Source organism: Paracoccus solventivorans (genome assembly GCF_900142875.1).
Lineage (GTDB): Bacteria > Pseudomonadota > Alphaproteobacteria > Rhodobacterales > Rhodobacteraceae > Paracoccus > Paracoccus solventivorans.
Genome location: NZ_FRCK01000016.1, coordinates 21,349 through 28,534, shown reverse-complemented (window position 1 = coordinate 28,534; position 7,186 = coordinate 21,349). Strand labels below are relative to the sequence as shown.

General features: G+C 57.2%; 6 protein-coding genes. All 6 read left to right on the top strand.

Annotated elements, in window-relative coordinates:
* The first annotated feature begins 231 nt into the window (after positions 1-231).
* The 6 genes from BUB57_RS15895 (at position 232) to BUB57_RS15870 (ending at position 7,185) form a co-directional block, all read left to right on the top strand.
* On the top strand, positions 232-1,443 hold the full coding sequence (locus tag BUB57_RS15895) for a CaiB/BaiF CoA transferase family protein (protein WP_073068818.1): 1,212 nt from the start codon (positions 232-234) through the stop codon (positions 1,441-1,443).
* 8 nt (positions 1,444-1,451) lie between these two features.
* Positions 1,452-2,606 carry an acyl-CoA dehydrogenase family protein gene (locus tag BUB57_RS15890; RefSeq protein WP_084732224.1) on the top strand — a complete coding sequence of 385 codons (1,155 nt, stop codon included), beginning with the start codon at positions 1,452-1,454 and terminating at the stop codon, positions 2,604-2,606.
* A 105-nt stretch (positions 2,607-2,711) separates the two neighbouring features.
* Positions 2,712-3,566, top strand: a complete 855-nt coding sequence (locus BUB57_RS15885; RefSeq protein ID WP_073068816.1) for an SDR family oxidoreductase — start codon at positions 2,712-2,714, stop codon at positions 3,564-3,566.
* A gap of 33 nt (positions 3,567-3,599) precedes the next feature.
* On the top strand, positions 3,600-4,385 hold the full coding sequence (locus tag BUB57_RS15880; protein WP_047998078.1) for an ABC transporter ATP-binding protein: 786 nt from the start codon (positions 3,600-3,602) through the stop codon (positions 4,383-4,385).
* Positions 4,378-6,297, top strand: a complete 1,920-nt coding sequence (locus BUB57_RS15875; protein ID WP_073068815.1) for an AMP-dependent synthetase/ligase — start codon at positions 4,378-4,380, stop codon at positions 6,295-6,297. Before BUB57_RS15880 ends, BUB57_RS15875 begins: the two co-directional genes overlap by 8 nt.
* The gene (locus BUB57_RS15870; protein ID WP_073068814.1) at positions 6,298-7,185 is read left to right on the top strand and encodes a branched-chain amino acid ABC transporter permease; all 888 of its coding nucleotides are present in this window, start codon (positions 6,298-6,300) and stop codon (positions 7,183-7,185) included.
* The last annotated feature ends 1 nt before the right edge of the window (position 7,186 follow it).

Genomic DNA, 7,186 nt, shown 5'->3' with positions numbered 1-7,186 from the left:
ATAATCTCCGACATGACCGCTCCCCTTTGTGGATCGTTGCAGACCCACCTTGGCACATCAGATGCCGTCGGGGGGCGGTCACATCATCAAAGCCCTGTCTGGCCGTAAATTTCTAAAAGACAGCAATCATTAACTCTTTCCCGAGCCATTGGAATCGCAATTGCGGCTTGAACTTGGTCCGCATCTTCGCTAATAATCTAACATCTGTTTGATTATTAGCGAAGAGATCATATGACCTCCCCACTTCATCAGCTGAAAATCATCGAGCTCGGTCATGTTATTGCTGGACCACTCTCGACCTCGCTGCTTTCTGATTTTGGGGCAGACGTCATCAAGATTGAGGCACCCAACCGGACGGACATGATGCGCGATCTCGGACCAAAGGCCGGGGACGGAGTTGGCGTTTGGTGGAAAACTCTGGGCCGCAACAAAAAAATTCTGAGCCTCGACTGGAAGTCGGGCGAAGGACGGGACATCCTGCGCAGACTGGTTGAAAGCGCCGACGTACTTGTTGAAAATTTCAGGCCAGGCGTGCTTGAACGTGCGGGTGTAGGGCCTGAAACCCTGCATAAGTGGAACCCGGATTTAGTTATTCTGCGCGTTTCGGGTTACGGTCAGGACGGCCCGATGCGGGACGTGCCCGCTTTCGGGCGCGCGGCAGAGGCGTTGAGTGGTCTAGCCCATCTGACTGGTTTTGCGGACGGGCCACCGATGCACCCCGGATTTCCAGCGGCCGACAGCACGACAGGGTTGATGGGTGCTTTGGGGATCATGATCGCGCTGTTTGCCCGGGAAAAAGGGATTGCGCGTGGTCAGGTCGTCGATCTTGCGGTGTTCGAGGCGCTGCTTCGACTGATGGACTATCCCGTGCCCGCATTGACGGGCGCGAACCTCTCGCCGCGGCGCAACGGGCTGCGCCAGCCGATGGATTTTGCGCCGGGGGGCATGTTCCGAACCTCTGATGGGGTGTGGGTGACCGTTTCGGCTGGCAGCGCAGAAACAGCGCAACGCCTGTTGCGGGCGGTCGGCGGAGATGCGCTGGCCGATGATCCGCGGTTCGCTACACTCGACGAGATGTCGCAGCATATGGCCGTGGTCTTCGACGCCATAAATGATTTCGTCACGCAACACACGCTTGCGGAAGTCGAGGCGGAGTTTGCCCGCTATGATGCGGTTGCCTCTCGTGTGCTGAGCGTCGAGGAGATCATGACGAATGAGCAGATACGTCATCGCGGCGACATCGTATCGGTTGAGGGCGAGCAGACGCAGGTGATTGGACCTATCCCGCATCTCAGCGCCACCCCCGGTGAGTTGCGCTGGCTAGGGCGGCCGCCGGGCGCGGACAGCCGAAGCATTCTGCGCAATCTTGGATATGAAGATGACCGGATCACTGTCCTGTGTGAGGCAGGGTTTGTAGGTGTGGATGGGAGCGAGACACAATGACATTTCGAATGACGGGTGAACAAAAGGAAATTCGAGATCAGATCCTGCGTGTATGTGTGCAGTTTGATGACGACTACTGGCTGGACCGGGATCGGAACGGGGGTTTCCCTCATGATTTGCACAGGGCGATGGCAGATGGTGGCTGGCTTGGCATTGCCATGCCGGAAGACGTAGGCGGTGCTGGTCTGGGGATCACCGAAGCGACCATCATGATGCAGGCGATTGCCGAATCGGGGGCTGGCGCCAGCGGGGCCTCGGCCATCCACATGAACATTTTCGGGCTCAACCCGGTGGTCAAGTTCGGAACCGATGAACAGCGCGCTCGCATGCTGCCCCCTCTGATCGCCGGCGATCAAAAAGCTTGTTTCGCTGTAACCGAGCCGACGACCGGGCTGGATACCACCAAGCTTAAAACCATAGCTGTGCGACAGGGGGACAGGTACGTCGTTCATGGTCAAAAGGTCTGGATTTCGACCGCGCAGGTGGCCCACAAGATGTTGCTTCTGGCCAGAACGACACGGCTTGAAGACGTGACTAACCCGACCGAGGGTTTGAGCCTGTTCTATACGGATCTGGACCGCAATTTCGTGGATGTTCGCGAAATCGAAAAAATGGGCCGGAAAGCCGTTGACTCGAATGAGATGTTCATCGACGGACTGCCAATCCCGGCCGAAGACTTGATTGGGGAAGAGGGCAAGGGTTTCCGACAGATTCTGCATGGGCTGAACCCGGAACGCATCCTCGTTGCCGGCGAATGCATCGGCATCGCACGCAATGCATTGGTGCGCGCCGCGCAATACGCCAACGAGCGTGTGGTCTTTGGGCGGCCGATCGGCCAGAATCAGGGCATCCAGCATCCGCTGGCAATGGCATGGGCACGGGTGGAAGCTGCCAATCTCATGGTGATGCATGCCGCCGCCCTCTATGATTCGGGAGAGGCGTGCGGAGTGGAAGCCAACGCTGCCAAGCTACTGGCCGCAGATGCCGCGGTCGAGGCGACTGAAGCAGCGCAGATTACCTTTGGCGGGTTTGGATACGCCAAGGAATATCATGTGGAGCGTCTGGTAAGAGAGGCACTACTTTTCCGTATCGTCCCCGTGACACCACAGATGCTTTTGTCGTTCATCGCCGAAAAAGCGTTAGGGCTTCCAAAGTCTTACTGACGAGAGGTGATCACTATAGCAAAGCGCATTCTTGTCTTGCATAGTTTTCTAACACGCGTCAGATTATCCGCAACGAACCCGAACGGGACACAGGGAGGAGGCGTCATGACTAAGACGCAGTACGGGTCTTCGCGAGGAGGCTTGGCGTCACGCGCAACCGTGTATGCAAGCGACTTGTTTGCGGGTAAAACCGTTGCTGTGACGGGCGCCGGCGGTGGCTTGGGTCTTTCCATTGCGGTGCTGTTCGCTAGGTTGGGTGCCAATCTTGCGATCAATGGACGCGACGCGGTAAAGCTGGCCACGGCGAAGGAATTTCTCGAAACTTTTGGTGGCATGGTGTTTGCCAAGCCTATGACGATCCGGGATCCTGGCCAGGTCGAGGACTTCGTTGGCGAGGTCAACCGTGAATTCGGATCGATTGACGTTCTGGTGAACAATGCCGGGGGTCAGTTTCCCCAAGCAGCGTTGGACTTTTCTCCGAAGGGCTGGAACGCGGTCATCGACACCAACCTCAACGGGACCTGGTGGATGATGCAATCCACCGCACGACACTGGGTCGAGCAAAAGCGACCCGGTTCCATCGTGAATATCGTGGCCGACATCTGGCGCGGCATGCCGGGCATCGCGCATACCTGTGCGGCGCGAGCAGGGGTGATATACTTGTCAAAATCGGTCGCGGTAGAGTGGGCGCCGCATGGGATTCGCGTGAACTGCGTGGCGCCCGGATGTTGTGAAAGCAACGGCTTTCACAACTATCCCGAAGACGGCGCGGCCACCTTCCAGGACTCAAATCCGATGCGCCACGCCGGCGACGAATGGGATGTCGCCGAAGGCGTTGTTTATATGGCGGCAAATTCGGGGAAATTCGTAACCGGTGAAGTTCTGAATATCGACGGTGGGCAGCAGTTGTGGGGAGATCCCTGGCCCACAGGTCGACCGGATTACTTCCGGATATCTTGATACGTGCATTGCCTGGGGGAAAACGGGGGCCATATGACGACACTAAGTAATAAGCCGATACTGGAATGCACAGGGATCGAACGCCGTTTTGGCGGTATCGTTGCTGTCACCGGTGTCGATCTTGTCATCCAGCGAGGGGAAATCTTCGGCCTTGTTGGGCCGAATGGCAGTGGCAAGACGACGCTTACCAATGCAATCACCGGGTTCTACCCGCCAAACGAGGGGACTGTCCGGTTGGCCGGAAAGAACATCACCGGCACGGCACCCCACAAGGTTGCAAAGCTCGGTGTGGCCCGGACGTTTCAGAACCTCGCGCTCTTCAATGGGATGAGCGTTCTCGATAATATCCTGCTCGGCCGGCACATTCATATGCACCCAGGAGTTTTCCGCACGGCGTTCTATTGGTGGGCGGCCCGCCCTGAAGAAGTCGAGAACCGCAAAATCGTCGAGGAGGTGATCGAGTTCCTGCAGCTCGAGAGCATCCGGTACGAACTGGTCGACGGCCTTCCGATCGGGCTGAAAAAGCGGGTCGAACTTGCGCGGGCCCTGGTGGCAGAGCCGCAGATGTTGATCCTTGACGAGCCGATGGCGGGTATGAACCAGGAGGAGAAGGGGTATATGTCCCGCTTCATTCTGGACGCGCGGGATGAACGCGGCGTTAGTGTCCTGCTTATCGAACATCATATGGACGTCATCATCGGTATTTGTGATCGGGTGCTGGCACTCAACTACGGCGAAATGATCGCCAGCGGTATCCCGAAGGATGTTGTAAAAGATCCTAGGGTTATCGAGGCATATATTGGAGGATCGCATGGTTGAAGCAGCAAAATCGCAGTTTTCCGCCAGCGAAACGATCGGGGCATTGCTGGCACGGAACGCGTCAAGCTACGGGTCGAATATTGCTATTCGCGAAAAGGAGCGTGGAATCTGGAAAGAAACCACCTGGGCAGAGTACGCCGAAGAAGTACTGGCCTGCGCTGCCGGGCTTGAGAAGATCGGCGTAAAGCCCGGCAAGGCTGTGCTCATTCTGGGCGACAACCGTGCGCGGCTATATGGAGGCATGCTCGCGATTTCGCTACTCGGGGCTTATGCAATGCCGGCTTATCCTGGCGCAACGATCGAAGAGCTTCAGCATTTCCTGAGCGAGGTCGAGATCGTAGCAGCCATAGCAGAAGATCAGGAGCAGGTGGACAAACTCCTCGAGCTACGGAGTGCGAGCGCGAGTGGCATAGCTCATGTTATATACGATGAAACACGCGGCTTGGGATCCTATGAAGACGATGGACTAATGTCATGGGATCACCTGATTAAAGTCGGACTGGATTATCTCAACTTGGATCCACACCGCCGCGATGAACTTCTGAACAGAGCAAAACCCGAGGACCCGGCAATCTTCCTGCATTCGTCGGGAACCACGGGCAAACCGAAGGGTGTCGTACTGAGCCAAAAAAACGTTCTTGCCGCAGCTCGCAACGGCCACGCGGCGGGAGTGTACGGAGAGGATGAGGACATCCTCGCATATCTCCCGATGGCCTGGGTCGGCGATTATGCCATCACGGTGGCGGCGGCGCTGATGTTCCGGTTCACAGTGAACGTACCGGAGAGGCAGGAAACGGTCGTGCGGGACATGCGGGAAATCGCACCGACCTTTTATTTGGCGGCACCCAGGAGCTGGGACCAAATGTTAACTACGATCCAAGTCGGCATGGAGAACTCAACCCCGTTGAAAAAGTGGTTTTACCACTTCTTCATGGACCGGGCGATTGCCGCCGAGACGCGCAAGCTGAACGGCCACAGTGGCGGTGCGTTGGAACCACTGGGCCGTTTTCTGGGGGAGGCGCTCATTTTCGGTCCAATCAAGGATCAATTCGGCATGAGTCGCCTGAGGAGTGCGTTTACCGGTGGCGAGGCAATTGGCGAAGACACCTTCGTGTTCTATCGCGCCCTCGGGATCAAGCTGCGCCAGTTCTACGGCCAGACGGAGAACAGTGCGATCACCGCGATGCAAGCCCCTAACGAAGTGCGCCTGCATACCGTCGGTAAACCCGCGCCCGGTGTCGAGGTGAAGATCGATGCGAGCGGCGAAATTCTCTTGCGCTCGGAAAGCGTGTTTGATGGCTACTTCAACAAACCGGAGGCGAGCGCTGAAGCCTTGGTGAGCGGGTGGTTGCATACCGGTGACGCCGGCTATCTGGAGGATAATGGCCAGCTTGTGGTTCTGGGGCGCGTCTCCGAGGTCATGCATACGGCGGGCGGTGAACGCTACGTGCCTAACTATATAGAGAACCGGCTGAAATTCAGTCCGTATATCAAGGATGCGGCCGTTGTCGGAGCGGGGCGGAATGAGCTGACTGCGATGATCTGCGTGGATTTTGAAGCTGTCGGTCATTGGGCCGAGGTGAACGGTGTGCCATATGTGTCCTATTCAGATTTGTCTCAGCGCGACGAAGTCGCGGCGCTAATACGCCCGGCTTTCGAACGGGTAAACAAGGCCGTCACCGAGCCACTGCACCTGAAGCGCTTTGTCTGCCTTCCAAAGGAATTTGACCCGGACGACGGCGAGATCACTCGAACCCGAAAATTGCGTCGCAAGGTCGTAGAGGAACGCTATGCCGACGTTATCGCGGCACTCTACGACGGTTCAGCCGAGGTCCATGTGAGTGCCCAGGTGGCTTACGAGACCGGAGAAATGGGGAAGGTTGAAAGAAACCTTCCCATAAGGGAGGTTTAAATGGATTGGGTTTTTTTATCAGAGCTTGCGATCAACGGTGCCCTGACGGGTCTGTTGTATTCACTTTTTGCCATCGGCCTGGTCCTGGTCTATAAGGCATCCTCGGTGCCCAATCTGGCGCAGGGCGGGCTGACAATGGTCGGGGCTTATGTGGTTCTTGCCCTAGCGCGCGATCTGGGAATGCCGTTATGGCTAGCTATTCCGCTTGCTGCGGTCGTCATGTTCGGTCTGGGGTTTGGCATTGAAAGGGTGGCGCTTCGGCGTCTCGCGGGCCGTCCGGTCGTCATGATCCTGATGCTGACACTTGGCCTCGACATCTTCCTGCGGGGCACAACGCTTGCAATCTCGGGTGGGACGTCGCGTTCGATGGAACTCGGTGTCAGCTATGAACCATTGCTCCTGGGCGACATCTTCATCAGCCGCATCCATCTGGTCGGCGCCGGCGTTGCGCTTGCCCTGTTCGTCGCTTTCATTGTGTTCTTTCGAACCCGGACCGGGATCAAATTGCGGGCGATCGCGGATGATTACATGGCATCATGGTCTGTCGGAATTTCGGTCGAGCGCGGTGTCGGGCTGTCCTGGGCCCTCGCTTCTGTGGTGGCTGTGGCGGCAGGTGTCATTTGGGGCGAAATCCAGGGTGTCGATCAGGCACTGTCGCTTCTGCTTCTCAAGGGTCTGACTGTCGCTGTTCTGGGTGGTCTCGACAGCATATTAGGCGCGATCGTTGCTGGTATCATTCTGGGCGTAATCGAAAATGTCGGTGCGGAATTTCTTGATCCGCTTGTCGGAGGCGGCAGCCGCGAACTCATCGTCGCCGCGGTCCTGATTCTTACGGTCATGATCCGTCCGCACGGACTGTTCGGCCGTCACGACATCGAAAGGGTGTAAA

Excerpts from the sequence above, each read along its gene's own strand:
- BUB57_RS15895 (WP_073068818.1), top strand. The coding sequence starts at position 232 with ATGACCTCCCCACTTCATCAGCTGAAAATCATCGAGCTCGGTCATGTT.
- BUB57_RS15890 (WP_084732224.1), top strand. The coding sequence starts at position 1,452 with ATGACGGGTGAACAAAAGGAAATTCGAGATCAGATCCTGCGTGTATGT.
- BUB57_RS15885 (WP_073068816.1), top strand. The coding sequence starts at position 2,712 with ATGACTAAGACGCAGTACGGGTCTTCGCGAGGAGGCTTGGCGTCACGC.
- BUB57_RS15880 (WP_047998078.1), top strand. The coding sequence starts at position 3,600 with ATGACGACACTAAGTAATAAGCCGATACTGGAATGCACAGGGATCGAA.
- BUB57_RS15875 (WP_073068815.1), top strand. The coding sequence starts at position 4,378 with ATGGTTGAAGCAGCAAAATCGCAGTTTTCCGCCAGCGAAACGATCGGG.
- BUB57_RS15870 (WP_073068814.1), top strand. The coding sequence starts at position 6,298 with ATGGATTGGGTTTTTTTATCAGAGCTTGCGATCAACGGTGCCCTGACG.